Raw genomic sequence first — 22677 nt, 5'->3', positions numbered from 1 at the left:
CCAGATGGTGGTGAATCGGGCTGCGGTTACGGCTGTGCTCCCTCACTCTGCGGTCGAACAATCAGGGCACAGGCCCCAGTAGATGACTTCGGCCTCGTCGAGAACGAAGCCATCCAAGGCGTTTTCATCGTCGGAGGGAGTCAAGCAGGGCGCTTCGCCGACCGCGCAGTCCACGTCGGCGATGACTCCACAGGAGCGACACACAACGTGGTGGTGGTTGTCACCAACGCGGGACTCATACCGAGCTACCAGTCCCGACGGCTGGATCCGCCGGATCAGGCCCACTGAAGTCAGCGCATTCAGGACGTCATACACGGCCTGGCGGGAGACGTCGGGCAGTTCTGTGCGCACCGCCGACAGGATCGTCTCGGTATCGGCATGCGGATTGGCGTACACCGCCTCCAACACGGCGAGCCTCGGGCGAGTCACACGCAAATCGGCCAACCGCAGTTGAGCCGCGTAGTCCGTCGCCCTTGAGGACACCACCCCAGAATGAACCCTTATCTGGATTGGGTCAAGACCTTATTTGGAATCGGTCAAAACTTTGCGATGGCGCCGCAGGCGCCCCGAATGCAGCGATATCCCTTGGCGTATAGACGTTTTGGTGATGGCCTACTAGTCCGGCGGCTCGTCCTTGGAGCCGTGCGCTGCATCTCTTTCACGATCGCTGGGTTTGCCCGGAACGCCCTCGGCCTCGCGCTCGGCGGCAACCTTCTCATCGAGCTGATCGACGATGTGTTCCAGCTTTTGGCCGCGGTCCGGCTGCTCGTTCTCAGGTTCGGTCATATCGCTTCCATTGACTCGCGTCCCACTTCACCATATCGCGCACCCCGGGGCTTGCGGCAAGGCCGGGGTTGTGGCGCAAAATCGCTGGCCTGAGCCGGAATCTGAGGGGGAGGGGAGATGGGCGTGATAGCCGACCATGCGGTGGTGATCGTTGGAGCAGGTCCGACGGGACTGATGCTGGCGGGTGAATTGGCGCTAGCGGAAATCGACGTTGCCATTGTCGAGCGACGCACCAGCCAGGACCTCGTCGGCGCGCGCGCCGGGGGCCTGCATTCGCGGACCATCGAGGTTCTCGACCAGCGCGGAATCGCGGATCGGTTTCTCTCGCAAGGCGAGGTTGCGCAGATCGTCGGGTTCGCTCAGATTCGGCTGGACATCAGCGATTTTCCGACTCGGCACCCCTACGGACTCGCGCTCTGGCAGAGCCGCATCGAGCAGATCCTGGCCGACTGGGTCGACGGGCTGGGTGTGCGGATCCACCGCGGACGCGAGGTGTCGGGTGTCGCCCAAGACCGCACCGGCGTAAACGTCGAACTGTCCGACGGCCAGCTGCTGCGGGCCGGATATCTCGTCGGCTGCGACGGCGGGCGCAGCGTTGTTCGCAAAACCGCCAACATCGACTTCCCGGGATGGGATGCGACGACGAGTTACCTGCTCGCCGAGGTCGCAATGCCGGAGGCCGCTGAGCGGAGTCAGGCACCGCAATGGGGCATCCGCCACGACGAACTCGGTGTTCATGCGCTCAGCATGCAGGAGGATAGCGGGCGAGTGCGGGTCATGGTGACCGAACAGCGCCTCGGGCCCACCGGCGACGCCACCCTGCGCGAATTGAGCGAGGCACTTATCGCGGTCTACGGGACGGATTACGGGATCCACAGTCCCACATGGATATCCAGATTTTCCGATATGGCGCGCCAAGCTGCGAGCTACCGCGACCGACGGGTGTTGCTGGCCGGCGACGCCGCTCATATCCATCACCCGGTAGGTGGGCAGGGTCTCAACACCGGTGTGCAGGATGCGGTGAATCTGGGCTGGAAGCTTGCCCAGGTGGTCAATCAGACATCGCCCGAGGCCCTGCTGGACAGCTATCACGCCGAACGCCATCCGGTCGGCGCGCGTGTGCTGCGCAACGCGATGGCGCAGATGGCCCTGCTCAGCCCCGATGCTCGCCTAAAGACGTTGCGCGACATCATGTCCGAACTCCTCAGCATGGAAGAACCGCGCAAACGATACGCCGCGATGATGTCCGGTCTGGACATTCACTACGACCTCGGTGCCGGACACCCGCTGCTCGGCCGCCGGATGCCCGATCTCGAGCTCGCCACCGCGAACGGCCCGCTGCGGGTGTACGCGCTGCTGCACGCGTCGCGACCGGTACTGGTCAACCTCGGCGAGCCGGGCAGCTTCGACATCACGCCATGGGCCGACCGCGTTCAGTTAGTCGATGCGAAATACGTTGGCGACTGGGAACTCCCGGCACTCGGTACGGTAGCAGCCGTCGACGCGGTGTTGATCCGCCCGGATGGATACGTGGCCTGGGTTGGCGACTCGGCCAATGCCGCGCTCTTCGACGCGCTGACCACCTGGTTCGGGCAACCGCGAGCGGCCTAGCGGTTGCCGTCGCGCCAGGCAAGCATCTCGTCGAGGACCGTGAAGTCGTACCCGTCGGCGGTGGGATGAATCTCGGTGCTGAACATGGTGGCGCCGGCCTCGACGTACTCTTCGGCGCTGGCCTTGTCGACGAAAACTGTCGATCGTTCGATGTGCTTACCGTCGCGGCCGAGGTCAGCGGCCAGTTCGTCAACTTTGGCGCTGGCCTGCTTGAATTCGTCTATCGGCAGGAAGGTGTGCCACAGGTCGGCATACCGCGCGACAACCGGCAAGGTCCGTTTGGGGCCGGATCCGCCGATCAGAACCGGAATCTTGCGTACCGGCGGGGGCAGCAGTAGCTCGAGGCGTTTCTCGATGCGCGCCAGTCCCTCTTCGAACACATCGAAGCGCGTCTTCCAGGTTCCGTACTCGTATCCGTAGGTGGTGTAGTCCTTTTCATACCAGCCCGCGCCCACGCCGAGGATGAGACGACCGCCGCTGATGTGGTCGACGGTGCGTGCCATGTCGGCGAGCAGGTCGGGATTGCGGTAGCCCATCCCGCTGACCAATAGGCCGATTTCGGCGCGGTGAGTGATCTCACCCCAGCTAGCCAGTGCCGTCCAGCCTTCGAAGTTGTTGACGTCAGGCTGGACTTCGTTCAGCACCGGCATGGCGTTGGCCATTCCACGGGTGGAAGGAGCGTGAAAGTGGTCATAACCGAAGATGACGTCGGTGCCGATGTCCTCGGCATGGCGAACCGCGGCCCGCCAGGTCTGGTAGTCCGGCGTACCACCAGGCCACAATTGCACGGCAATCCGGATGGGTCGTGTCATAACGACTCCTGCTCTACTGGAAAATTGCGGTCGGTCGGGAGCAACCCGCGTTCTGTACTGAATATTCCAATATCGGCTAAAACGGCGGTAGGCTGGGCTTATGCCGCGACCCCGCAACTTCGACGAAGCACAGGTACTGTCCGCCGCGCGTGATGTCTTCCGGACCCACGGGTATGCGGCCACCTCCGTCGACGACCTGTGTGCCGCGACCGGGCTGGGGCGGGGCAGCCTTTACGGCGCGTTCGGCGACAAACACTCGTTGTACTTACGGGCACTCGACAGTTACACCGCATCGGTGATCGACGAGGTGCGCGGTGAACTGCGGGAGTCGGCGGGCAGCGCGTTCGAGCGTCTGGTCACCCATATCAGGAAACGCACCCGCGCCCAGATCGCCGATTCGAAACGGCTCGGCTGCCTACTCGCCAACGGCGCCTCGGAATTGGCGGCTACCGACCGTGAGATCGTGTTGCGAGCCAACCGCACTATGCACGCATGGCGCAAAGAACTGGCGGCGACGCTCGCTGAGGCGCAACGCGATGGCGACCTGTCGCCCGAGGCGGATACAGATGCATTGGCCAACCTCTTGCTGACTGTGCTTCGCGGCTCAGAAGCATTGCGCAAGCAAGGTTTTCCGCCGACGGCTATCAACGCCGCGGCCGACCAGGCCATCGCTTTGCTCGCTAAGGCGTAAACGATCAGCCGACGGCTCTGATGGCGGCCTCGGCCGCCCGGTGGGTAGCCAGCTTGGAGCCTCTGGCAAGGCGCATCAGACGAGGCACGGCGGCGGGGTGCCGAACGAAGTAGCGGGCGGCGGCGGGGAAGTTCGCCCTGCCGTTGGGGTGCGTGAGGCCGACAATTTCGGCGTCGACGGTGCCGTCGCCGGCGCGGTCGCTGATCGCGCGCACCACCGACCACGGCACGCCCCGCCCGTCGCACACCTGCGCGACGGCCGCGGTTTCCATGTCCAGCGCCACCACCCCCCGCGCCCGCAAGTCGGCGAGCACCGCCGGGTCGACGAGCAGCGTGTCGGTGGTCCACATCGTGCCGCGGGCACTGCCGACGGGAACCGGCGTGGGCCGGTACTCGGAGCCGTCGGCACCGTTGACGACCAGCTCAGGTAACACCAGCGTCCCGATCGGGCTCCCGTTGTCGATAGCTCCGGTAATGCCCACGACAATCACCCAGTCGACGTCCATCGTGTCGAGTAATCGCAGAGTCGCTGCGCGCGCCCGTGCGGTGCCGATGCCGGTGACCACACCGATGACCGGGCGATCGTTGATGCGGCCGGTATAGCCCAGGGCGGACTTGCGAAGGCGAAGTTGCCGCCGCAATGGACGCAGCTCCATGGGCATGGCGCACACGAAGGCGATCACGGAATGTCACCCGGTGATTGCTACTATCGCATCGATGACTGCATCCGGATCATCAAGGGAGACAAACGTTTTAGCGTCAGCCACTTCGATAAGCTTCGAATTGCTGAACAAATCGGCAAGGCGACGGCCCAGGCTGGGGGTGAAGCAGCGGTCCCGTTGACCCCACACCAGCGTGACCGGCTTGTTGAATTGGGGGAGGCGCGTGGCCACGTCGGTCAGATCGGTGGTGGCCACCCGACGGAGCAACGCCGCCAGGTCGCGGCAGATGCGCGAGTCCGCGAGGCATGGTTGCAGCCAGGCGGCGGTCAGATCCGGGTCCGGTCGGTTGATCAACAGGCCGAAGCCGAGGGGGGAGTGGCGCAGCGCCCGCAGCCGCAGCTGGCCGAAGAGAGCTTTGATCGAGACGGGGCCACGCAGCAGGGCGAACACGATGTCGAAGGGGAAGGGCGGGCACTTGTCGAAGGCGTCGCAGTTGGTGAGCACCAGGCGGCCGATCCGCTCCGGATAGGCGTCGATGACCAGCTGGCATATCCCGCCGCCGGTGTCGCTGCCGACCAGCGTCACATCGGAAAGGTCGAGAGCGGCGATCGTCTCGTTGACCAGTGTCGCGACACCGGGCAGCGACAGTACGGCGGTGTCGCCGACCGGGATGGTGTGTGACCCCAGCGGCAAGGTCGGGACGATGCAGCGAAAACCGCGACGCGCGAGGTCGTCGACGACGTCGCGCCACAGTCGTCCGTCGACCAGGATGCCGTGCACGAACACTACCGGTGGATGCGGTGAATCCTGCGGTCCGAACTCTTGGTATTCGATGGTCGCCTGCTTGAGCGAAAGCTGTGGCATTCGGCTTTTCCTCCTCTTCGGTGTCGGCCCTCACCGAAATCGAAGCTCGAGACCGCTGCCAGCTCCACGCTCGACGCTGCCAACTACTGCCAACATCATTCGCCGTAAACCTGTCTGCCCGCCAAGAATGTCGCTCGCACCTGCAGGTCGGCGATCTCTTCCGGCGGCACGTCGCGCGGGTCGGCCGAGAGCACCACCATGTCGGCGTACTTGCCGACTTCTAGTGAACCGATGACGTCGTCGGAGAACAGCTGCCAGGCCGCGTCGATGGTCTGGGCGCGGATGGCCTGCTCGACGGTGATCCGCTGCTGCGGTCCGATCACCCGGCCACTGGGTGCCAGCCGGGTGGCCGCGACGCTGATGTTGCGCAGCGGCTCTTCCGGTGTCACGGGTGGATCGTTGTGCAGCGAGATACGCATGCCGGTGGCGACCGCGGAGCCGCATGGCATCCAACGACTTCCGTGCTCGGGTCCGAACAGGCCGTCGACGATGATGTCGCCCCAGTAATGGATCTGGTCGACGAACACGCTGCACGTCACGCCGAGATCATGGGCGCGCCGCAGCTGCTCGTCGCGGATCGCGCCGACGTGTTCGAGTCGCAGCCGGTGGTCCGGCCTGGGACTTTTGCGTAAGGCTTCTTCGTAGACGTCGAGGATGGTGTCGACGCCGGCGTCGCCGTGGACATGGCACGCCATCGGCCAGCCCCGGGGGAAGTAGGCATCGACGATTTCGGTGAGCTGCTCGCGGGTGTAGTTCGCGTGCCCGCATGAACCGGGTGTGACGCCGATAGCGCGGGTCGCGTCGCTGTCCAGATAGGGGAAGGACAGGTCGATGTTGCCGATCCACGGTGACCCGTCGACCCAGATCTTGATGCCGACCTGCCGGAAGAGGTCGTCGCCGTTGACGGGGTCGATGTCGGTGGTCATCTGCGGGTTGGAGATTTCGTAAACGCGCAGTCGCACCGTGAGTTCGTCATGCAGCATGTCGGCTATCGGGCGAAAGGCGGGGTCGAACGCCATCTCCGAGCAGGTAGTGAGGCCGGCTCGGTTGAGCCGGCGAAGCTCGGCGCGCAGCATCGCCGGATAGTCGGTGGGGGATATCGCTCCGGTGAGCAGGCTGAACACCGCGCCGGTCTCCTCGGCGGTGCCGTCGAGGTTGCCGTCCGGGTCACGGCCGTACTTGGCGCCCTTGGGGTCGGGGGTGTCGTGGGTGAGGCCGACTCGCTGTGCGGCAGCGGAGTTGAAGTACGCCTTGTGCCCGGAGTTGTGCACGATCACCAGCGGGGTGTCGGGTGCTTCGCTGTCCAGCCAGGCCAACGTCGGCTCGGGCAGACCCGGTTGCAGCAGCGAATCCCAGCCATTGAGGTAGGCACCGTCGGCTCCGCGTGCGGCAACCTCGCGGCGGATCGCGTCGACGACCGCGCCGGCATCGGGCAGGGTGACCGGACGGATATCGACCATCCGCTCCGACAGCACGATCGCCTCCATCAGCGGATGCCCGTGCGCCTCGACCAGACCCGGCATCACACAGCCGTCACCGATGTCGAGTTTTTCGGTGCCCCGGCCGATCCACCTCTCGACGGCGGAGCGGGTCCCGACGGCGACGATCCGGCCGTCGGACACGGCGAGTCCTTCGGCTGTGGGCGCGAGATCGTCGACGGTGAGCACGGTTCCGAAAATGACCAAGTCAGCGGTCGGCATGGCGTCATCCTTACAGGGCTTTGCGGCGCCGAAATATTCTTTTGGAAATTTCGGGCAGGCCCCGATCTCGCAAGCGGACTGATATACAGACACCAGGGAGAAACATGCGTATCTCTAAGTCCGCTGTGATGCTTTCGGGCGTGACAGTGCTCGTCGCCGCAACGTTGGCGTCCACGATCAACTCCGCCGCGGCATCACCTCCGGCCGCGCCCGCGTTGGCGTCGGATCCCGCTGCCCTCGGCGCCGATCTGGCCGCCGACGAGCAGGCACTACGCAATCCGTCGTCCTCGGAAAGCGTGCTGCAGGCCGCGGCGCACCGCCAGCAAGCCGCCTACCGCGCGCTTGGCCATCATCCGGACTGGATTCCGGTCGCGCGCTCGCAGATCCCGGCGTCGCTGGTCGGCGCCTACGACCGCAACGTCGATGCGCGCCAGCAGCTCACCGCGCTGACTCCGCCAAAGGACACGTTGCCCGCGTGGCGGATCGTCGCGCCGGCACCGGCCAACGAGCTCCTCGGGTACTACCGCGCAGCCGAGGCAGCGACCGGGGTCGATTGGAGCTATCTGGCGGCCATCAACCTGGTCGAGACCGGCTTTGGCCGGATCGCCGGCGTGAGTGACGCCGCCGCGCAGGGGCCGATGCAGTTTCTGCCGTCGACATTCGCCGCCTACGGCAACGGCGGCGACATTCATTCGCCACGTGACAGCATCATGGCGGCGGGTCGGATGCTGGCCGCCAACGGCTTTGGCAACAACCACGACCGTGCCGTGTACGCGTACAACCACTCGAACCTGTACGTGCGGGCCGTCGACGACTACGCCGCTGTGCTGGCAAGCGATCCCGCTGCCTTCGCCGGCTACTACCTGTGGGACATCTACTACCGCACGACTTCTGGTGATGTTCTTCTGCCCATCGGGTACGCCGCGAGCTCACGGATACCTGTCGGCGAGTACCTGGCGACGCACCCGCAGTGACAGTTCCAGGTTGCCGAAGGAGTACCGATGACTATCCGCGGCATCTCGATGGAGGCGTTGCTAGCCCAGGAAGCGAGCTTCGCGGCGGCGTTCGGCGAGGGCGATCCCGAGATTGCACGTCATCTCTATCAACCCGACGTGGTGTATGTGAGCCCGACGGTCCGGCTCTTCGATTGGCCTGCCCGGATAGAGGGCATCGAGCGCACGCTCGAATTCATCGCACTCACGATCCGCGGCTGCTCGGCCATCCGCTATGAGGCGGTGGAGCATGCCATCACACCCGGCGCGGACGCGGCGTTCGTGCGTGTGCAGTTCGACTGGACGGCAGGGACGGAGCGCCTGCGCTCGAACTATGTGGTGATTTACCGCTACCGCGACGGTCGGATTGCGCATCAAGAGCTGTACTACGACCCGAGCGGCGCGCTGGAGCGCCTCGGGCACGGTTGAAAGGGGAGATTAAATTGCAGTGGGCTGGTGCGAAGAAACCCCACCAGCCCAGTGCCGGGTATTGAGTTTCTTAGACGGCAGTAACCCCTACCGCCTGGGGCCCTTTGGCTCCTTGCTCAACCTCGAACTGAACACGCTGGTTTTCTTCGAGCGAGCGGTAGCCGTTTCCCTGGATCTCGGAGTAGTGGACGAATACGTCCTTCGTACCGTCGTCAGGGGCGATAAAGCCGAAGCCTTTGTCCCCGTTGAACCACTTCACAGTTCCCTGTGGCATTTACTTACTTCTCTCATTCAAATGCGGATGTACCAAAAACATCCACACCGGCAGGATACCATGGACTGGTACATTTACCGAAAACCGTTGGGACACTGGCGCAATCATCGTTGCACGCGGTTGGGAGCTCTGACCGTGCCTAGCACGCGAAGAGTGCGGCGCCAGGGGTCTGTACAGTTGAGGGTGAACCGCGTTTGGCGGTCCACACGAATCGTAGCGACATCACCAAAGAGACATCTGCGATTCGATCGTCGTCCGCTCGTGATCAGCGCGTACCGGCCGACCTCTTCATTCGTAAGGAACCCACATGGACAACTCCAACTTGTTCTCCCATCCCGACGCACCGGAACGTGTCGCGCCGGGCGAGACTGTCGGAAAGCCCGTCGAAAACCCGGCGTTTTCGGACCAACCCGACACGGGTGCTGCCCGCTCCGCAACGCAAGGATCCTGATCCGCCAGTGTCACATTGTGCGACACAGCAACATTTCATGACGATTTCAGTTGAGCAAAGGTAGCGCGGCTTGCCCGCGACGTGAACGCCGATATTGCCTGTTCAGCTTTAGTGTTGGCCGCTATGGGCGGGTTGGGCAACTACGTGAAGCGCTGGCGTAGGGCGCCTCACATTGCCGTGTCCGCCTTGCTAGTCGCCATCCTCGGACTCGCTATCACCCCGGTAGCCGACGCAGCTGCGCCCACGGCGACGTTGAGAGTGGAACATACCTGGCAGACAGGTTTCATCGCCCGCTTCACCATCACGAACTCGAGCACGGTGCCGCTATCGGGTTGGACGCTTGAGTTCGACATGCCGATGGGCCAAGGCATCTCGCACGCGTGGAACAGCACCTTTACCCGGCATGGCACACATTATGTTGTCAGCCCTGCGAATTGGAACCGCACCATTGCACCCGGTGGTTCAGCCACGGGCGGCTTCCGGGGCGTGCTGTCCGGTTCCTACTCGCCACCGTCGAATTGCAGGCTCAACGGGCACTATCCGTGCGCCGTGTGGTAGGCAGGTGCTCGCCCCGGTTGTGAGGCAAGCCCGCGGGGGACGGCATCACTGAGCCATGATTCATCAGATGCGACGTGGGTTGTCCCACTGGCAACCGCCATCTTTGGTTGCTGCATATTGATGCCTGCTGGTGATCGGACCCAGCTCAGCGGCGGGTCTATTCGTCCCCAGGCTTGATTGCCGAGGGAGCATGTGGTGCCGCCTCAACGTCGCGTTTGTCTTCGGAAGACAAAAGGTCGTCGAGACTCCGGTGTTTGGAGACGTTGTGCGCGTGGGGTGGGATTGGCAAGCCTTGACGCATTGTGATCTGTCTTACGGAGGTGGCCCATGACGACTCAGCTCACTCCAGGTGGAGGCCTGTCCGCAGGCGACGCGCCGGTCGGGTGGCGGGACAGGAAGCGTTACTTATGGTTGCTCGGTCTGTTCATCCCGACCATGTTGTTCCTGATCCTTCCGGTGGTGTGGGGCCTTAACCAACTCGGGTGGCACACCGCGTCGCAGACGCTTTTCTTCATCGGGCCGTTCCTGCTGTATGTGATGCTGCCGATAGCTGACATTCGTCTGGGCGTCGATGGTCAGAACCCGCCGGAGTCGATGATGGAGCAACTCGACCTCGACAAGTACTACCGGTACTGCATCTACGCCTACATTCCGCTCCAATATGCAAGCGTTGTCCTGGGCGCCTACCTGTTCACCGCGAAGGATCTGAGTTGGCTGGGCTACCAGGGGCCGCTGGGTTGGCTGGGCAAGATCGGGCTGGCGCTTTCGGTCGGCATCATCGGTGGGGTGGCCATCAACACCGCACACGAACTTGGTCACAAGAGAGACTCTTTGGAACGGTGGCTGTCCAAGATCGCCCTGGCACAGGTCTGCTATGGCCACTTCTACATCGAGCACAATCGCGGTCACCACGTGCGGGTGGCCACCCCTGAGGATCCGGCCTCGGCTCGTTTCGGGGAATCGTTCTGGGCCTTCCTGCCCCGCACCGTGATCGGCAGTGCCAAGTCCGCCTTCTCTTTGGAGGCCGCCCGAATCCGTCGGACCGGCAAGAACCCGTGGAATCCGTTGACATGGTTGGGCAACGATGTCCTCAACGCCTTTTTGATGTCGGTCGGGTTCTGGGCGGTGATGCTCGCAATCTTCGGCCCGGAGTTGATTCCGCTGATCGTGTTCCAGGCGCTCTACGGTCCGTCACTGTTGGAATCGGTCAACTACCTGGAGCACTACGGCCTATTACGTCAGAAGCTGCCCGACGGACGCTATGAGCGTTGCGCACCACAGCACAGCTGGAATTCCGATCACCTGGCAACCAACTTGTTCCTGTATCACCTGCAGCGACACAGCGATCATCACGCGAACCCGACGCGGCGGTATCAGATTCTGCGCAGCATGGACGGCGCTCCTAACCTACCCGCCGGCTACGGTGCGCTGATCGCCCTGACCTATTTCCCGCCGCTCTGGCGCAAGTTCATGGACCACCGCGTCGTGGAGCACTACAACGGCGATATCACGAAGGCGAATTTGAATCCACGACGGCGCGCCAAGTTGCTGGCACGTTACGGGGGGGTGGACTGATGACGGCATACCGTTGCCCTGGCTGCAGTTACGTCTACGACGAGGCCAAAGGGCATGCCCGGGAAGGCTTCCCCCAGGAACGGCATGGGACGAGATCCCCGACGACTGGACGTGCCCTGACTGCGCGGTGAGGGACAAGATCGACTTCGAAACAGTGGAGGTGTCGCGATGAATGACTACAAGCTCTACCGCTGCGTTCAGTGCGGGTTCGAGTACGACGAGGAGAAAGGCTGGCCCGAGGAGGGCATTGCCCCGGGCACCCGGTGGGAGGACATTCCCGAGGACTGGACCTGTCCGGACTGCGGCGCGGCGAAAGCCGACTTCGTCATGGAAGAGGTCGTGCGCGGCTGACTTGTATCGAATTCAGAAGGTAAAAGAGACTTTTATGGATTATCAAGAAACCGACTACGACGTGATCGTCGTTGGATCGGGCTTCGGCGGCAGCGTCACGGCTTTGCGGTTGACGGAGAAGGGCTACCGCGTCGGCGTGCTCGAGGCTGGTCGTCGGTTCACTGACGACGAGTTCGCCAAGACCAGTTGGGATGTACGCAGGTTCCTCTGGGCGCCGCGGTTGCGGCTGTTCGGCATTCAGCGCATCCACCTGCTGCGTGACTGTATCGTGCTGGCCGGCGCCGGAGTCGGCGGTGGATCGCTGAACTATGCGAACACGCTCTACAAGCCACCCGCATCCTTCTTCGACGACACCCAGTGGAAGGGCATCACCGACTGGCAGGACGAGCTGTCGCCGTTCTACGACCAGGCAACACGAATGCTCGGTGTGGTGCGCAACCCGCACATGACCCCAGCAGACGACATCATCAAGTCCGTCGCCGAGGAGATGGGCGTCGGTGACACGTTCGTCCAGACCCCGGTGGGTGTGTTCTTCGGTGAACCCGGAAAGACTGTTCCTGACCCATTTTTCGGCGGTGTCGGGGTAGCACGCACCGGCTGCATCGAGTGCGGTGAGTGCATGACAGGCTGTCGGCATGGCGCGAAGAACACCTTGCTGAAGAATTACCTCGGTCTGGCGGAACGCGCCGGGGCCATCATCCACCCGATGACGACGGTCGCCTCTCTGGAGCAGGGGAGCGACGGCCTGTGGAGCGTGCAGACACAGCGCACCGGCGCGATCGTCCACAAGCGCCGCCGAACATTCACTGCCCCGTATGTTGTCGTGGCGGCCGGCACATGGGGAACTCAGAACCTGCTGCACAAGATGAAGGACACCGGCACGTTGCCCAGGTTGTCGGATCGGCTCGGTGTGCTCACCCGCACCAACTCCGAGTCAATTGTCGGGGCCAGCAGGTACACGGTGGATCCGGCCTTGAATTTGACGCAGGGGGTGGCGATCACCTCCTCCTTCCACCCGACCAACGACACTCACATCGAGCCGTGCCGATACGGCCGAGGTTCCAATCTCATGGGTCTGCTGCTGACTCTGATGACCGACGGCGGGGGCCGCTGGCCACGCTGGCTGAAGTTCCTCGACCTAGCGGTCCGGAATCCTTCGGCGCTACTGCGTGTCATCAACGTCAGCAGGTGGAGCGAACGAACAGTCATCTCGTTGGTGATGCAAAGTGTGGACAACTCGATCACCACATTCACCAAGCGTGGGATTCGCGGTCGCTATCTGTCGAGCAGGCAGGGCCACGGCCGGCCGAACCCCACGTGGATACCCGTGGGCAATGAGGCAACTCGCCGGGTGGCGGACAAGATCGGCGGGATTTCGGTCGGGTCTTGGGGAGAGCTGTTCAACATCCCCCTGACTGCGCACTTCCTCGGCGGCTGCGTCATCGGTGCCAATCCCGGTCAGGGAGTCATCGACCCCTACCACCGGGTTTTCGGGTATCCGACACTCAGCGTCGTCGACGGTTCGTCGGTGTCGGCCAACCTCGGGGTTAATCCGGCGTTGACGATCACCGCCCTGGCCGAACGGGCGGTATCTCTCTGGCCAAATAAGGGGGAGAGCGACCCGCGTCCCGATCAGAACCAGGGATACCACCGGATCGCGCCGATCCCGCCAATCAGACCGGTGGTCCCCGAAAACGCACCGGGGGCATTGCGGCTGCCGATCGTTGAGATCCGCACCGATCGGCTCGCCTCCCGTGGCGCAGAGGCTCGGTGAGATTCACTGTCCCTCAACGGCGCACCTCGAGCTGCTGTGTTCTGGCCTGTACGCAACTGCGTGCTTTCGCGCAGATTCAGCAGGACTCTCCATACGTCGCGATTGATGACCGCCGGGCCGGAGCCGGCGGCTTACGCCGTTCGCACTAGGAGAGCTAGACTCCCGGTCATGGCAGCGTCGCCCGGCGCGAACGCCGCGACTGCTCATGCCGCCGCGGCCGTCGTCGACCGTCTCGGTGCTGGACTTGCCGACCTGACTCGCGACGTTCAGCGCGTGCTGCTTGACGAGATCGTCGAGTTGAGCGGTGACGGTCAACTCGTCGATCTGCTCCGCGACACCGTTGAGGCCAACATCGAAACGGTATTCTCCGCGATTCGCCATGAGATCCCGATCGAACGTTTGAAGCCGCCGACCGCCGCACTGGAGCACGCGCGGCGTCTTGCCCAGCGCGGCATTTCCGTGAACGCGTTGGTGAGGGCGTATCGACTCGGACATAAGGTGGTACTCGCTGCAGCACGCGAACAGATCCGCGGAGTGGGTCTGGGCCTGGACCAAAGTCTCGACGTCGATAGCCAGATCTCCGATGTCACCTTCACCTACATCGACTGGATCTCGCAACGGGTCGTCGAAACCTATCAGGATGAGTACGACCGTTGGCTTTCAAACCGAAACAATCTGCGCACGTTACGAGTCAGGGAGATCCTCGCTGGAGGTGATATCGACACCGCCGCGATGAGTTCGGCAATCGCATACCCCCTCAACGGTACTCATGTAGCCATCATCCTCTGGTGTCCGGAAATCGGGGGCGGTGACGAGCTTGTCGCGATGGAGAGGTTCGTCCAGGGTTTCGCCCGATCTATCGGAGCTTCCGGAGAGACGTTGTTCATTCCCGTCGACCGAGTGACCGGGTGGGCGTGGATCCCACTTTCCCGCGCCGGCGCCGCTTCGGTAATCGACGAACTTCGCGCCTTCACGGCTAGACGCCCGGACAGTCCTCGCCTCGCGGTCGGTGACCCTCACGCCGGCCTCGAGGGCTTTCGCCGTTCTCACCAGCAGGCGTGTGACGCTCGCGGTGTTGCAATCGCTCTGAACTCCAACCACCATCATCTGGTCACTGCGGCCGATCCCGGCGTGGCGATGGTCGGACTTTTGGCTGCCGACAAGGACGCAGCCGCCGAATGGGCCGCTCAAGTACTCGGTCCACTGGCGAGCCCTACCGAGAACGATGAGCGTCTCCGCAACACCTTGCGTGTGTTTCTTCGCACGGGGTCGAGTTTCAAAGCCGCCGCGGAAGAACTCACCATGCACGCCAACTCCGTCAAATACCGAGTCGCCCGCGCCATTGAGCGGCGCGGCAGGCCCGTCACCGACGACCGCCTCGACGTGGAGGTGGCGCTGTTGTTTTGTCAGTGGTACGGCCCCAGAGCTCCTGCGTAGATGCGGTTTGCATACACGGCTGTGTACGTCGGCCGGAAGATGAGTCACCCGCAGGCTGTTGCACCATGCGGTGAGTAACTTGACATAATGTCGCTTATCGGTACTTAGCTGTTGCAGGTCGTCTCGTCCACGCTTCAACGAGCTGGATCTGCCGTCGACGCGGTTGCATTGCGTCGAACCGATGACGCAATGGAACGGACCCGGACGTGAGGTGACCGAACCGTCGAGCGCGGACCAACCGATGGCGCCCGCCCTTCCGAACGTCTTCCCGCACGCCGCCAATACGTCACTGTGACGAATTGGCTTGGGGCGCAGGGCTATTGGAGTTGCGGCTGCGGGCGGTGACTGGGACGAGCCGGGCCATCCCGCGCAGCAGCCACGGTGTCCGTCGTGCCATCACCGCCACAGCACGATCGGAGCGACGCATCGTGGTCTGGGGTCCGGGAGTGGGTGTTGACACCAGTTCGGCCTCGACCGACCCGGCCCGCGGCCCGTGGCGATCGACCGCGAGCAGTTGCCAGGTGCCTGGCACACCGCGCAGCTCGACGCTGCCGCGGTCTTCGAAACCGGTGCCCGAGCCGACGACCAGGTCGCACACGGTGCGCGAGACCAGGATTTCGCCCGCGCCGGCGTGACCGAGGATGCGCGCCGCGATGTGTACCGCCAGTCCCCCAATGTCGGCGTCGAGCAGTTCACACTCGCCGGTGTGAATCGCGGCGCGAATCTCGATACCTAATGTCTCGGCGTCATCGCGCAGGGCTTCGGCGCACCGGATGGCCTGTGTCGGCCCGTCGAAGGTGGCCAGATACCCGTCGCCGGTGTTCTTGATCACGGTGCCACCGAAGCGCTGCGTGACGTCGGCGGTGATCTCACCGAAGCGGTGCAGCACCGCACGCCATCGCTCGTCGCCGCTCGCAGCCGCGCGTTCCGTCGAGGCGACGATATCGGTGAACAGCACAGTGCGCAGGGCACGATGTGACTGCGCCGGCGCCGCATGGCTGCCGGTGAGAAACTCCTCGATCTCGGCCAGGATCCTGTCGGGCTCGGTCAAAAAGGGCGCATGGTCTACACCCTCGACCTCCAGGTAGCGCGCACCGGGGATGTGGGCGGCCAGATACCGCCCGCCCTGTACCGGGACTGCGTTGTCCTCGCGGGCGTGAATGACCAGGGTGGGCACGGTGAGTGTCGGCAGGATCGGCCGCACGTCTTGCAGAAACACCGCTTCAAATGAGGCCCGCGCCATTCCCGGGCTCGCGCTCATGCGCTCACACATCGCCAGCAGCCGCATCGACCGGACCGACGGCGCACTGACGCTGGCTGTGGCGCCGCTGCCCCACTCAGAACGCACGGCGCGGCCGGCTTGCTGGAACCGCGCGAGCTGCTCGATAGACGGCGTGTACTCCTCGCCGAGCTCGGCAAGAAAGCGGGCCCGCAGCTCGGCTGGATCGCGATCCAGGTCATCCCACCCCTCGAAGCCCCAATACGGAACCGTGCCCGAAACAATCAGCGCCCTCGTTCGCTCCGGCCGTGTTGCGGCGAACATGATGGCGACCGGTCCGCCGTCACTCAGACCGGCGACCACGGCCTGTCCGAAACCGACCGTATCCATGACAGCCTCGACCTCGGCTACTCGATCTTCCAGCGTGCGAACTTTGGGCACCGGGTCCGACAGCCCGACGCCGGCTTTGTCGAACAGGGCTACGCGACAGAACGTACCGAGCTGTTCAATGAAGGCTTTGAATTGCGGCAGCGTCCAGGCCAACTCGACGTGGCTGACGAACGGTTCGGCGACCACCATTTCGACCGGCCCGTCGCCGAACACCTGATACGCCAAGCTGAGGTCACCGCACTTTGCATACGACGTTTCCGCCACACCCATGAGGGTATGACGCCCGACGCGGCCGAATGCCGACTTTGGGGTGGGCGGTTCTACCGGGCACTATGTGCATACATTTCGTCACCGTGACGCAATAGCCTCACCACCGCAGTAGCGCAGCGACACCTTCCGCATCTTTCAGCTCCCCGGCCGCGGCCCCTACGACGGGGCTGATGTCCGTTGACATCCGATGTGATGTATTGCCACCGTATCTGCGGTATCGGCGTGTCTTTGCCAATCTATCCGAGGTACCGCCGGTAGCGTTGTTTAGGTGAGTGTGGCGCCGGCGGCGCTATGGCCGCAGGTCAACGGTGGCGTTGAGGTGGAATTCAACTCCTCCGGGGGTTCTTCGCGCTTGCCGCTGGCGGAGTGTGCCGCAGTGGCCTTTGAGTTGGACTGCTCACCCGTGCGTGGTTTCCCAGCGTTTCGCGGGCAGGGCAATTATCCAGGCCTGTGGTGGTTTTCGACGACTCGTGAGCACGTTGGGTACGAGTCGTGGTCGGAGCGTGACCATTTGATCGCGCTGGACGCCGATCCCGCGGTGGTTGGTGTTGCGTCGCAGCCGTTCCGGCTCCATTGGGGTGACGGCAGGCACCACGTGCCTGATTACTTCGTGCGGTTGTCCGACGGAACGGCGACGGTTCTTGACGTGCGGGCCGATGACCGAATATCGGATGCTGATGCTGAGTTGTTCGACCGGTCCGAGCAGGCGTGCCGTTCCCTGGGATGGGCCTATCGGCGAGCGGGCGTTGCGGATCCGGTCGTGACGGCGAATTTGCGCTGGTTGTCTGGGTATCGGCATCCACGGGTGTACCGCCCGGCGGTCGCCGCAGCGTTGGAGGCGGTGTTCGACTCGGCGCGGCCGCTGATGACCGGGGTGAGACCGGTCGGTGAAGCGATCATGGTGTTGCCGGTGCTGTTTCACCTGTTGTGGCACCGGCGACTGGGCGTGGATCTTTCCGCGGCTGTCTTGACCGAGGAGTCGATCGTCGGGCCCGCGTTGTCACGATGACGGGTATGCGGTCGGGTGTCATCCGCGAGGGCGATGAAATCCGGTTATCCGACGGCGTATTCACGGTTGTCACACTTTCGGGCAGTTCAGCCAGGCTGACCGATGCGGTCGGCGGGCAGTCGGTGGTACCGCTGTCTCGGCTGCTGGGCGACCCGGCGTTGGAGTTGGTGTCAGGATCGCGACCGGCTTTGTGTTCCGAAGAAGCGTTGGCCGGGGTGCCCGAGGCTGCCGCCGAGCGGGCCCGCTGGTGGGAACGGCACTTGATCGAGGTGTTGACGGGTCGACGGGTTGATTCCGAGGCGGGTAGCCGGCCGCGGCCGGAGTTCGATCCGGCGTCGCGTTCGTTGCGGCAGCGCGAATTGGCCAAGCTCGCCGAGCTGCGCTCGGCTGGCCACGAGATCAGCTTGTACACGTTGCAGCGGCAACGCTATGCCTACGAACGAGACGGCCTGCTGGGGGTTGTGGATCGCCGGCACATTCCCCGGCGGGCGATGTTCGGCCGCGTCGACGAGCGGCTGGTGGCCGCAGTGCGGCAGGCCATCGATGACGAGACCGACGTGTCGACCGGGACGGTGAGCCGCCTGCAGCGACGGGTGACCAAATCGCTGGTGGCTCAATACGGTGCCCAGGACGCACCGGCGATGCCGTCTCAGCGGACGTTCTATCGTCTGGTGAAGAGGCTGTCGGAGGGCCGGCACACGTTCGGGTCCGCGCGCACCCGGCGTTCGTTGTCCAAACAGCCCGACGGCCCGTTCGGTGCGCTGACGGTGGCGCGCCCCGGCGAGGTGGTCGAGATCGATTCGACCCCCCTGGATGTGCGGGTGGTCCTCGATGACGGCACGGTGGACCGGGTCGAGCTGACCGGCATGGTTGACGACGCGACCTGCTCGATTCCGGCCGCGGTGTTGCGGCCCACGACCAAAGCGGTCGACGCGGCGCTGCTGCTGGCCCGAGCGTTGACGCCAGAACCGATGCGGCCGGAGTGGTCCGATGCGCTGCGGATGTCGCGGTCGGTGCTGCCGTATCGCTGTTTGACCGGCGTGGATCAACGGTTGGCCGATGCGGCCGCCCGGCCGGTGATCGCCCCGGAGACCGTAGTGTGCGACCACGGGAAGGCGTATCTGTCGCAAACCTTCCGGCAGGCGTGTTGCACGTTGGGGATCAATCTGCAGCCCGCCCACCCGGATACGCCGACCGACAAACCCAAGATCGAGCGGACCCTGCAGTCGGTGGCCACCTTGTTCGCCCAGCATGTCGCCGGGTATGTCGGCTCCAGCGTCGAGCGGCGCGGCAAGAACGCCGAACAGGACGCAGTGTGGTCGATCGTGGAGCTGCAAGCCCTGCTGGATGAGTGGATCGTCGCGGTATGGCAAAACCGGCCCCACGACGGCCTGCGTGACCCCGTCACCCCGGGCAAGGCGTTGACGCCCAACGAAAAGTACGCCGCCTTGGTCGAGGTCGCCGGGTATGTTCCGGTGCCGCTGTCGGCCGAGGACTACATCGAGTTACTGCCGTCGTGCTGGCGGCGCATCAATTCCTACGGGATCCGGGTCAACAACCGCAGCTACGACGCTAAGGCACTCAACCCCTACCGCCGCCAGCACTCGGGGGTGGAATCCAAGAAGGGCCAGTGGGAGGTGCACTACGACCCCTACGACGTGTCGCGGATCTGGGTGCGCAACCATCACGACGAGGGCTGGCTGGCCGCGACCTGGACGCATTTGCGCAGCCACCCGGTACCGTTCGGCGAATTGGTATGGCAGCATGCGCGGTCCGTGCTGGCCCAGCGCGGATGCGATCAGGCCACCGAAGCCGAGATCGCCCGCGCGGCCGATGACCTGCTCGACCGGGCCGCGCAAGGCCCCGCCCCCACCCGACAGGAATCCAAGGATCGCAGGGTGGCGGGTCGAACGCGAGCCACCGCGACACCGGCCTGGCCCCGCCCGCCGGATACCGCAGAACCCTGCGATGAGGAGCCGCCGCCAGGCGGTGACGAGGACGCCGACGACATCGAGATCGCCCAAGTCATTCCACTACCGGTGTTCGATGCACGCAAGGAGGCTGAATCGTGGCGGCTGTGAACACTTTTGCCCCGGTGAGCCAACTCGAGGACCGGCGCCAACCCACCACCACGCTCGAGGGTTGGCGCCGTTTCGTCGATGCCGATCCACCCGAGTTCACCCTGTTACCCGATGAGCAGTGGAGCACCCTGTCGGAGACCGAACGGACCAACTACAACGAAGCCCGGGTAGCGCATCACAGTGAACTGGTCGTGGTCACCACGTCGGCGATCCAGCGCATCACCAACGAAGGCCGGCTGCTGACCCTGCTCAACCAACGCGAGATCGGCGCCCGGCGCGGGCTGATCATTTCCGGGGCGGCCGCGACCGGCAAGACCACCGCGGTCAAACAACTCGGCCGATTCCACGAACTGCGTATCAGGACACGATTCGCCGACAAGTCCCGGATCCCGATCGTATACGTGACCGCGCCCCCGAAAGGCTCGGCGCGCAAACTCGCGATGGAGTTCGCGCGATTCCTGGGCCTTCCGCCGATGCAACCGCGGATGAATGTCACCGATATCGCCGACGCTGTCTGCCAGGTCCTCATCGACGCCCGAACCGACATCGTGATCGTCGACGAGATCCACAACCTCAACCTCGATACCCGGGCCGGCGAGGAACTGTCCGATCACCTGAAGTACTTCACCGAACACCTGCCCGCCACGTTCGTCTACGCCGGCATCGACGTCGAGCGCTCCGGTGTGTTCACCGGCACCCGCGGACGCCAGCTCGCCGGGCGCTGCGGTGTGATCAACACCAGCCCGTTCCCGTACGCCGGGGAATGGAAGTCGCTGGTGGCCGCGATGGAAGGCACCCTGCGGTTGCACCATCACACCGCGGGAACGCTGGTCGCCGAAGCCAAATACCTGCATCGACGCACCGGCGGAATGATCGGCAGCCTGGCGCACCTGATCCGCTCGGCTGCGATCCGCAGCATGCTCGACGAAACCGAGAACCTCACCAGGGATCTGATGGACACGGTGCTCATCGACTACGCAGCCCAAACATCGGCGCAACGCCATGCCAGCTGACGTATCAACCCCACCGGCGTGGCCGCAGGGGCCTGCCGCGCCACTACCGCGCACCGTCACACCGTTTCGTGGCGAAACGGTGCAGTCCTATCTTGATCGGCTCGCGCACGCCAACCACCTAGAACCCCGAGGTCTGCGGCGCTACCTGGCCGACGGTCCAGCGATCTGCCGTCCCCGGCCGGACTGGTTGGCAACCGCCAGCGGCCAGCCCGTGGGCATCCTTCACGCCCGGCTCATCGGGCTGGCCGCCCCCGACCGCGACACCACCCGCCAACGCCGCCACGCCCGGCCCGCATGCCGCCTGTGCATGGCACGCCGCGGTGTCTATGAGCCGGTCTACTGCTGGTTGCCCGACTACGCGACCGTCTGCTGCCGCCACCGCCGATGGATCGGTGCAGGCACCTCCACCCTCGACGATCAACGCGATCTGCGCTGCGCCCCCGCGGTGATCGCCGCAGCGCAGCGCCATGCCCGACTGGATCGGTGTCACGGCGACGCTGCGCGCTTCGCGGTCAGGGATGCCGCGCGGATTCACCGCTGCTGGGCACGCAGCACCAGCCCGTTTACGCTGCCGCCTGCCCGCGCCGACGCCGACACGCACATCGGCGCCTACCCGGACCTGATCGCCTTGGCCGCCATCCTGGCCGGCGCTCATCGCCGGATCTGGGGCACCGCGCCAGCCACACCCGCCCGTGCCCGCGCCGTCGATGCGGTCTACGTCAACGTCAGCGCCCGGTTTCCCCAGCACCGCGACCAAACCCGCCCCATCGAACAGTGGATCCACGATCAACAACTCAGCGCCACCCGCCGCGCACACCACTTCGACGCGTGGAAACCACGACCAGGTCAATCCCCGCGATCACCGTGCCCGGCTGGGCCAGCTGGGCGGCGTCAGGGCTGACGGCGGCGTGTGGAGCCATGGCACAATTCAGCCCTTGCTGACATATCAGTATCGGCTGTACTGTTTGGTGCATGCTGACGTGTGAGACGCGGGAATCGGCGCTGGCTCGGCTGGGCCGAGCGCTGGCGGATCCGACGCGGTGTCGGATTCTGGTGGCACTGCTCGATGGGGTGTGCTACCCGGGCCAGTTGGCTGCGCAGCTGGGGTTGACACGGTCGAATGTGTCCAATCATTTGTCGTGTTTGCGGGGCTGCGGGCTGGTCATCGCGACCTATGAGGGCCGGCAGGTTCGCTACGCGCTGGCCGACCCTCACCTCGCCCGTGCTCTGGGCGAGCTGGTCCAGGTTGTTTTGGCGGTGGATACCGACCAGCCCTGTGTCGGCGAGGACGCCGCATCGGGCGCAGCCGAGGCCACCGTTGGTCGATGACCATCAGTGGCAGCGATCCGGTGACCTTGAAGATCGCGGTCGCTCAATCGTAGTGAGTTGGCAGAACAGAAGGGATAAGCAGTGGCTATACATGGGTTCGTGGCCAAAGCAGCCGGGACAGTGTTCACCGGGCTGGTCGGGGTGAGCGCCTACGAGGTGCTGCGCAAGGCGGTGGGCACGGCGCCGGTTCACCGGGCAGCGGTGACCGTGACGGAGTGGGGACTGCGCGGAACTCGGAGCGCAGAGGTAGCAGCGGAGTCGGCCCGGCTGAAAGTCGCCGACGTGGTCGCCGAAGCCCGCGGACGCATCGGCGACGATGCCCCTCGGCCGCCCGCCGCCAAGGCTGACGATGACGACTGCTGCCAAGTGATGGGTTAGCCGTTTTCACGGGGAAAGGTCG

General features: G+C 64.4%; 24 protein-coding genes and 1 pseudogene. 17 read left to right on the top strand and 8 right to left on the bottom strand.

Annotated elements, in window-relative coordinates; genetic code table 11:
- Nucleotides 1-42 precede the first annotated feature (42 nt).
- Both MSP7336_RS16690 and MSP7336_RS23865 read right to left on the bottom strand, forming a co-directional pair.
- Nucleotides 43-483, bottom strand: coding sequence for a Fur family transcriptional regulator (locus MSP7336_RS16690; protein WP_181786812.1), 441 nt, complete (start codon nucleotides 481-483; stop codon nucleotides 43-45).
- A 132-nt stretch (nucleotides 484-615) separates the two neighbouring features.
- Nucleotides 616-786 carry a hypothetical protein gene (locus MSP7336_RS23865; protein WP_181786810.1) on the bottom strand — a complete coding sequence of 57 codons (171 nt, stop codon included), beginning with the start codon at nucleotides 784-786 and terminating at the stop codon, nucleotides 616-618.
- Between the two features lie 126 nt (nucleotides 787-912).
- Here MSP7336_RS23865 and MSP7336_RS16685 point away from each other — a divergent pair, with 126 nt between their 5' ends.
- Nucleotides 913-2397: an FAD-dependent monooxygenase gene (locus MSP7336_RS16685; RefSeq protein WP_443677270.1), complete on the top strand. Its 1485-nt coding sequence runs from the start codon at nucleotides 913-915 to the stop codon at nucleotides 2395-2397.
- Here MSP7336_RS16685 and MSP7336_RS16680 read toward each other — a convergent pair.
- Complete coding sequence (locus MSP7336_RS16680; protein WP_069396348.1) at nucleotides 2394-3209, bottom strand: LLM class F420-dependent oxidoreductase; 816 nt, start codon at nucleotides 3207-3209, stop codon at nucleotides 2394-2396. The genes MSP7336_RS16685 and MSP7336_RS16680 overlap by 4 nt on opposite strands.
- Before the next feature lie 100 nt (nucleotides 3210-3309).
- Here MSP7336_RS16680 and MSP7336_RS16675 point away from each other — a divergent pair, with 100 nt between their 5' ends.
- On the top strand, nucleotides 3310-3900 hold the full coding sequence (locus tag MSP7336_RS16675) for a TetR/AcrR family transcriptional regulator (RefSeq protein ID WP_069396347.1): 591 nt from the start codon (nucleotides 3310-3312) through the stop codon (nucleotides 3898-3900).
- Nucleotides 3901-3904: 4 nt separating this feature from the next.
- Here the strand turns inward: MSP7336_RS16675 and MSP7336_RS16670 are convergent, their stop codons facing one another.
- The 3 genes from MSP7336_RS16670 to MSP7336_RS16660 form a co-directional block, all read right to left on the bottom strand.
- Nucleotides 3905-4582: a phosphorylase family protein gene (locus MSP7336_RS16670; protein ID WP_069396346.1), complete on the bottom strand. Its 678-nt coding sequence runs from the start codon at nucleotides 4580-4582 to the stop codon at nucleotides 3905-3907.
- Nucleotides 4583-4588: 6 nt separating this feature from the next.
- Nucleotides 4589-5425 carry an alpha/beta fold hydrolase gene (locus MSP7336_RS16665; protein ID WP_069396345.1) on the bottom strand — a complete coding sequence of 279 codons (837 nt, stop codon included), beginning with the start codon at nucleotides 5423-5425 and terminating at the stop codon, nucleotides 4589-4591.
- A gap of 95 nt (nucleotides 5426-5520) precedes the next feature.
- The gene (locus tag MSP7336_RS16660) at nucleotides 5521-7125 is read right to left on the bottom strand and encodes an amidohydrolase (RefSeq protein WP_069396344.1); all 1605 of its coding nucleotides are present in this window, start codon (nucleotides 7123-7125) and stop codon (nucleotides 5521-5523) included.
- Nucleotides 7126-7253: 128 nt separating this feature from the next.
- On the opposite strand from MSP7336_RS16660, the gene MSP7336_RS16655 reads away from it, so the two are divergent.
- Nucleotides 7254-8099, top strand: coding sequence for a lytic transglycosylase domain-containing protein (locus MSP7336_RS16655; RefSeq protein ID WP_372507656.1), 846 nt, complete (start codon nucleotides 7254-7256; stop codon nucleotides 8097-8099).
- Between the two features lie 27 nt (nucleotides 8100-8126).
- Complete coding sequence (locus MSP7336_RS16650) at nucleotides 8127-8546, top strand: nuclear transport factor 2 family protein (protein ID WP_069396343.1); 420 nt, start codon at nucleotides 8127-8129, stop codon at nucleotides 8544-8546.
- 70 nt (nucleotides 8547-8616) lie between these two features.
- On the opposite strand, the gene cspE is transcribed toward MSP7336_RS16650, so the two are convergent.
- Nucleotides 8617-8820 (bottom strand): transcription antiterminator/RNA stability regulator CspE, encoded by a 204-nt coding sequence (gene cspE, locus MSP7336_RS16645; protein WP_069396342.1) that lies wholly within the window; start codon nucleotides 8818-8820, stop codon nucleotides 8617-8619.
- A gap of 307 nt (nucleotides 8821-9127) precedes the next feature.
- Between cspE and MSP7336_RS23860 the strand changes: the two genes are divergently transcribed.
- From MSP7336_RS23860 to MSP7336_RS16615, 7 genes and pseudogenes are all read left to right on the top strand, one after another.
- A complete protein-coding gene (locus MSP7336_RS23860) occupies nucleotides 9128-9271 on the top strand; it encodes a hypothetical protein (RefSeq protein WP_181786808.1) in 144 nt (47 codons plus the stop codon).
- Nucleotides 9272-9394: 123 nt separating this feature from the next.
- Nucleotides 9395-9829 (top strand): cellulose-binding domain-containing protein, encoded by a 435-nt coding sequence (locus MSP7336_RS16640; RefSeq protein WP_113964979.1) that lies wholly within the window; start codon nucleotides 9395-9397, stop codon nucleotides 9827-9829.
- Nucleotides 9830-10156: 327 nt separating this feature from the next.
- Nucleotides 10157-11404 carry an alkane 1-monooxygenase gene (locus tag MSP7336_RS16635; RefSeq protein WP_113964150.1) on the top strand — a complete coding sequence of 416 codons (1248 nt, stop codon included), beginning with the start codon at nucleotides 10157-10159 and terminating at the stop codon, nucleotides 11402-11404.
- Nucleotides 11404-11576: pseudogene (locus tag MSP7336_RS16630) on the top strand (rubredoxin). Before MSP7336_RS16635 ends, MSP7336_RS16630 begins: the two are co-directional and overlap by 1 nt.
- The gene (locus MSP7336_RS16625) at nucleotides 11573-11755 is read left to right on the top strand and encodes a rubredoxin (protein WP_069396338.1); all 183 of its coding nucleotides are present in this window, start codon (nucleotides 11573-11575) and stop codon (nucleotides 11753-11755) included. The pseudogene MSP7336_RS16630 and the gene MSP7336_RS16625 overlap by 4 nt, the downstream one beginning before the upstream one ends.
- Nucleotides 11756-11789: 34 nt before the next feature.
- The gene (locus tag MSP7336_RS16620; RefSeq protein ID WP_069396337.1) at nucleotides 11790-13529 is read left to right on the top strand and encodes a GMC oxidoreductase; all 1740 of its coding nucleotides are present in this window, start codon (nucleotides 11790-11792) and stop codon (nucleotides 13527-13529) included.
- Between the two features lie 168 nt (nucleotides 13530-13697).
- Nucleotides 13698-14966 (top strand): PucR family transcriptional regulator, encoded by a 1269-nt coding sequence (locus MSP7336_RS16615; protein WP_069396336.1) that lies wholly within the window; start codon nucleotides 13698-13700, stop codon nucleotides 14964-14966.
- 286 nt (nucleotides 14967-15252) lie between these two features.
- Here the strand turns inward: MSP7336_RS16615 and MSP7336_RS16610 are convergent, their stop codons facing one another.
- Nucleotides 15253-16839 carry an adenylate/guanylate cyclase domain-containing protein gene (locus MSP7336_RS16610; protein WP_113964977.1) on the bottom strand — a complete coding sequence of 529 codons (1587 nt, stop codon included), beginning with the start codon at nucleotides 16837-16839 and terminating at the stop codon, nucleotides 15253-15255.
- A gap of 274 nt (nucleotides 16840-17113) precedes the next feature.
- Between MSP7336_RS16610 and MSP7336_RS16605 the strand changes: the two genes are divergently transcribed.
- The 6 genes from MSP7336_RS16605 (at nucleotide 17114) to MSP7336_RS16580 (ending at nucleotide 22655) form a co-directional block, all read left to right on the top strand.
- Complete coding sequence (locus MSP7336_RS16605; RefSeq protein ID WP_099459185.1) at nucleotides 17114-17854, top strand: TnsA-like heteromeric transposase endonuclease subunit; 741 nt, start codon at nucleotides 17114-17116, stop codon at nucleotides 17852-17854.
- 5 nt (nucleotides 17855-17859) lie between these two features.
- Nucleotides 17860-19935 (top strand): Mu transposase C-terminal domain-containing protein, encoded by a 2076-nt coding sequence (locus tag MSP7336_RS16600; protein WP_224860251.1) that lies wholly within the window; start codon nucleotides 17860-17862, stop codon nucleotides 19933-19935.
- Nucleotides 19923-20948 carry a TniB family NTP-binding protein gene (locus tag MSP7336_RS16595; RefSeq protein ID WP_007172501.1) on the top strand — a complete coding sequence of 342 codons (1026 nt, stop codon included), beginning with the start codon at nucleotides 19923-19925 and terminating at the stop codon, nucleotides 20946-20948. Before MSP7336_RS16600 ends, MSP7336_RS16595 begins: the two co-directional genes overlap by 13 nt.
- 79 nt (nucleotides 20949-21027) lie before the next feature.
- On the top strand, nucleotides 21028-21849 hold the full coding sequence (locus MSP7336_RS16590; RefSeq protein WP_065018912.1) for a hypothetical protein: 822 nt from the start codon (nucleotides 21028-21030) through the stop codon (nucleotides 21847-21849).
- A gap of 71 nt (nucleotides 21850-21920) precedes the next feature.
- Nucleotides 21921-22277 carry a Cd(II)/Pb(II)-sensing metalloregulatory transcriptional regulator CmtR gene (cmtR, locus tag MSP7336_RS16585; RefSeq protein ID WP_007170255.1) on the top strand — a complete coding sequence of 119 codons (357 nt, stop codon included), beginning with the start codon at nucleotides 21921-21923 and terminating at the stop codon, nucleotides 22275-22277.
- Nucleotides 22278-22358: 81 nt separating this feature from the next.
- Nucleotides 22359-22655 (top strand): DUF1490 family protein, encoded by a 297-nt coding sequence (locus MSP7336_RS16580; RefSeq protein ID WP_033718759.1) that lies wholly within the window; start codon nucleotides 22359-22361, stop codon nucleotides 22653-22655.
- Nucleotides 22656-22677: the final 22 nt, after the last annotated feature.

Source organism: Mycobacterium shimoidei (genome assembly GCF_900417275.1).
Taxonomy (GTDB): domain Bacteria; phylum Actinomycetota; class Actinomycetes; order Mycobacteriales; family Mycobacteriaceae; genus Mycobacterium; species Mycobacterium shimoidei.
The sequence above is the reverse complement of the archived record's forward strand: the minus strand, read 5'-3'. Positions and strand labels throughout refer to the sequence as shown.

Bases quoted from the DNA above. Each gene is read 5' to 3' on its own strand.
- MSP7336_RS23865 (WP_181786810.1), bottom strand. From the start codon at position 786: ATGACCGAACCTGAGAACGAGCAGCCGGACCGCGGCCAAAAGCTGGAA.
- MSP7336_RS16680 (WP_069396348.1), bottom strand. From the start codon at position 3,209: ATGACACGACCCATCCGGATTGCCGTGCAATTGTGGCCTGGTGGTACG.
- MSP7336_RS16675 (WP_069396347.1), top strand. From the start codon at position 3,310: ATGCCGCGACCCCGCAACTTCGACGAAGCACAGGTACTGTCCGCCGCG.
- MSP7336_RS16665 (WP_069396345.1), bottom strand. From the start codon at position 5,425: ATGCCACAGCTTTCGCTCAAGCAGGCGACCATCGAATACCAAGAGTTC.
- MSP7336_RS16660 (WP_069396344.1), bottom strand. From the start codon at position 7,125: ATGCCGACCGCTGACTTGGTCATTTTCGGAACCGTGCTCACCGTCGAC.
- MSP7336_RS16655 (WP_372507656.1), top strand. From the start codon at position 7,254: ATGCTTTCGGGCGTGACAGTGCTCGTCGCCGCAACGTTGGCGTCCACG.
- MSP7336_RS16650 (WP_069396343.1), top strand. From the start codon at position 8,127: ATGACTATCCGCGGCATCTCGATGGAGGCGTTGCTAGCCCAGGAAGCG.
- cspE (WP_069396342.1), bottom strand. From the start codon at position 8,820: ATGCCACAGGGAACTGTGAAGTGGTTCAACGGGGACAAAGGCTTCGGC.
- MSP7336_RS23860 (WP_181786808.1), top strand. From the start codon at position 9,128: ATGGACAACTCCAACTTGTTCTCCCATCCCGACGCACCGGAACGTGTC.
- MSP7336_RS16640 (WP_113964979.1), top strand. From the start codon at position 9,395: ATGGGCGGGTTGGGCAACTACGTGAAGCGCTGGCGTAGGGCGCCTCAC.
- MSP7336_RS16635 (WP_113964150.1), top strand. From the start codon at position 10,157: ATGACGACTCAGCTCACTCCAGGTGGAGGCCTGTCCGCAGGCGACGCG.
- MSP7336_RS16625 (WP_069396338.1), top strand. From the start codon at position 11,573: ATGAATGACTACAAGCTCTACCGCTGCGTTCAGTGCGGGTTCGAGTAC.
- MSP7336_RS16620 (WP_069396337.1), top strand. From the start codon at position 11,790: ATGGATTATCAAGAAACCGACTACGACGTGATCGTCGTTGGATCGGGC.
- MSP7336_RS16615 (WP_069396336.1), top strand. From the start codon at position 13,698: ATGGCAGCGTCGCCCGGCGCGAACGCCGCGACTGCTCATGCCGCCGCG.
- MSP7336_RS16600 (WP_224860251.1), top strand. From the start codon at position 17,860: ATGCGGTCGGGTGTCATCCGCGAGGGCGATGAAATCCGGTTATCCGAC.
- cmtR (WP_007170255.1), top strand. From the start codon at position 21,921: ATGCTGACGTGTGAGACGCGGGAATCGGCGCTGGCTCGGCTGGGCCGA.